This is a genomic window from Ramlibacter sp. (genome assembly GCF_028292805.1).
Taxonomy (GTDB): Bacteria; Pseudomonadota; Gammaproteobacteria; order Burkholderiales; family Burkholderiaceae_C; genus Ramlibacter.
Genome location: NZ_JAQGLS010000001.1, coordinates 1 through 3,000, shown reverse-complemented (window position 1 = coordinate 3,000; position 3,000 = coordinate 1). Strand labels below are relative to the sequence as shown.

2 protein-coding genes are annotated in these 3,000 nt (G+C 71.6%); both read right to left on the bottom strand.

Features of this window, described 5'->3' with window-relative positions; translation table 11 throughout:
* Positions 1–22: 22 nt before the first annotated feature.
* The gene (locus tag JWP65_RS00010) at positions 23–2,338 is read right to left on the bottom strand and encodes a filamentous hemagglutinin N-terminal domain-containing protein (protein ID WP_299759138.1); all 2,316 of its coding nucleotides are present in this window, start codon (positions 2,336–2,338) and stop codon (positions 23–25) included.
* A gap of 12 nt (positions 2,339–2,350) precedes the next feature.
* Positions 2,351–3,000: ShlB/FhaC/HecB family hemolysin secretion/activation protein (locus JWP65_RS00005; RefSeq protein WP_299759136.1), on the bottom strand; the 650-nt coding region annotated here is incomplete at its 5' end.

The window sequence follows — 3,000 nt, the reverse complement described above, 5'->3', positions numbered from 1 at the left end:
CGAGGACGAGACCGCGCATGCCCTAGTTGCGGAACGGTTTGGCGACGCGCGGCGCCGGGGCCGGCGCGGGCGCTGGTGCTGCCGCTGGTGCTGCCGCTGGTGCTGCCGCTGGCGTTGGTGGCAGCACTTCGAGCGGCGTCGGCGTGGGCGCCTGCACCAGCACCAGGTCCACCGGCGTGGCTGGCTGCGGCGCGACCGCCAGCAGCGTGGTCGGCGGGCGCAGCAGCGCAGGGGTCACGATGAACGGAACGAACTGCGGAAACGGGGTGCCGCCACCGACCACGCCATCACCGCCACCGTCCGGGCCAGCCTCGATCACCGGCGGCGGGACGATCACCACCGGGCCGGGCGCCGGAACCGGCGGGACCGGCACCCCGGGCACCGTCGCCACGATGGTGCCCGTCGTCCTGGCAACGACGGGGCCGCAGCAGGAGACCGGCAGCACGAAGTTGGCGGCATTGGCGCCCGCCAGCGAATAGCCGCTGAAGGTGACCAGCTTGTCGGCGCCAACGCCGGCGCTGTCGTAGCTGGCCGTTGCGGCCGGGCCGGCGACCAGCCGCACGCCGGCCGGGTCGCCCTTGAGCCCGTCGAGCACGGTGGCGGTGCTGCCGTCGAAGGTCTTGCCCGCGCCGTCGGCGTAGACCACCATGCGTGGCCGCACTAGCCCCCGGGTCATGGTGAATTCGGTGCTGTAGTCGGTGGGCGCGTTGTAGGAAGTGGGGTTGTAGTGGATGGCGACGTTGGCGTCGGTCACGACGGCCACCGGCGCCAGCGGCGCGAAGGAGACGGTGCCCGCGGCCTCGCCGGGGCCGGTGCCGCCGTTGCCGGCGCTCAGCACCATGCCGTGCACCAGGCCGAGGCTCTGTTCCGCAATGAGGCTGCCGCGCGTCAGGACCAGCGCCCCGCCGATGCGCACGTCGTTGGCCGCGCAGATCGTCATGTTGCCGTCGGTCGTGGTCATCGCGCCGGCGGTGGCCAGGATGGCGTGCCGGCCCGCGCTGAGCAGCACGCTGCCGTTGGTGGTGGTGATCGCCGCGTTGACGTTGACGTCGCGCCCGCAGCAGACCACCAGGTTGCCGTTGACGGCGGTGATTGCGCGGTTGATGTTGACGTCGCGGGTGGCGTTCAGGGTCAGCGTGGTGGTGCTCGGCGCCGCCGTCCAGCTCACGGCCTGGTTGACGTGGATGTCGCCGTTGCCTTGCTTGTTGGTGTTCAGGCCGGTCACCGGGGGAATGCCGGGCGTGAAGCTGTCCGGGCCGGTGCGGGTGGTGATCACGACGCTGTTGGTCACCAGCAAGGCCGACAGGGTCGGGCCGCTGATGTTGGCCTCGGCGCCGCCGCCGATGGTGAAGTCCTGCGGATCGATCAGCCACTCGCCGGTGCGGCCGCCCGCCGCCGCGGTCGTGACACGGGCGCTGTCCTGCACCCGCACGCGCGCGGCCGAGGTTTCGATGAAGCCGCCGTTACCGCCGTTCGGCGCGCTGGCGTCCAGTGTGCCGGCCACGTTCAGCGTGCCGTTGCCCATGTCGCCCATCAGCTTGATGGTGCCACCGCGGGTGGAGATGGTCTGTGCCTGGATGACACCGGTGTTGTTCACCGCCGTCGACAGCAGGCTGCCGGCGGCTTGCGTGGTCAGCAGCACCTGGCCGCCGTCGGCGCGGATCACGCCGCCGTTGCGCACCAGCGCATTGACGGCGCCGCGCTCGACGCTCACCTGCAGCAGGTTGTCGCCCAGCACGTCCAGTGTCACCGCGCGGCCGGCCGCCAGCGCGATGCTGCCCAGGCGGGCCTCGATCACGCCCTGGTTGGAGACCTCGGCGCCGAGCAGCGCCACGTAGCCGCCGTTGGCCTGGATGGAGCCATGGTTGGCCACGCTGCCGCCGCCGCCGCCGGCAAAGACGTAGCGGCCGGCCATGAAGTCGGCGTCGACGATCTCCAGAGTCGAGGCGACCAGTCCGCCGACATTGACAGATGCGCCGCTGCCGAACAGCACGCCGTTGGGATTGACCAGGAACACCTTGCCGTTGGCCGACAGGTTGCCCAAGATGGCCGACGGGTCGCTGCCCAGCACGCGGTTCAGCGTCACCGAGTTGGCGTCGGGCTGGCGAAAGCGCACGGCCTCGCCGGCGGCGATGCCAAAGCCTTGCCAGTGCAGCACCGCATTGCGGCTCGACTGGGTGATGGTGGTGCGCGAGCCGCTGGTGACGATGGTGGCCGAGCCGGCCGCGACCACGCCGCCGACGGGGGCGGCATGCGCAGCGGTCGTCGAGGCCAGTGCCAGCGACAGGGCCAGTGCCGCTTGGCGAAACGGTGGCGCGGAGGGATGCAGGCGGGTCATGGCGATGCCTCTCTAGAGATACTTGACGAGCTGGACCCAGAAGCGGGTCGAGCTGTCGGGGGCAGAAGTGGCGGGCTCGCTGCCGAGCTTGCGCGCCACGAAGGCGCGCACCAGGAAGTTGCCGGGCTCGGCCCAGTTCACTCCCAGGCCGGCGGCGCCGAGCGTGCGGCGGTTATCGCCGGGCGTCCAGGGCTTTTTGCTGGTGGTGACGCTGCCGCCGTCGGCAAAGGCGATCAGCTGCAGCCGGCCGGGGATGGCGGCGGGCGGCGGCGGCAGGTCCATGCGGCCTTCGACGGTCAGCAGGGCGCCTTCGTCCGCATAAGCCTCGCCCTCGGGATAGGCGCGCACGCCATTCATGCCGCCCAGCGACATCTTTTCGGAGACATCCAGGTTCTTCGAGGCCAGCTGGCCGCTGAGCCCGGCGTAGACCGAGAACGGTCCGCCCACCCGCTGCAGCCGCATCGCGCTGAACGACAGCTTGTCGTAGTGGCCGTCGGTGCGGGCGGTGAGCCGGTCGACGGCCCGCGCCGCGGCGGTTCCGATGTCGAGCTGGCCGCTGGACCAGGTGGCGAACCAGGAGTTGACGCCGCCGCCGAACAGGTCGTCGCGGTGGTCGCCGAAGGCGCTGGCCATCAGCACGCGGGCCTGGCGCTCGGTGGTCG

Excerpts from the sequence above, each read along its gene's own strand:
- JWP65_RS00010 (WP_299759138.1), bottom strand. The coding sequence starts at position 2,338 with ATGACCCGCCTGCATCCCTCCGCGCCACCGTTTCGCCAAGCGGCACTG.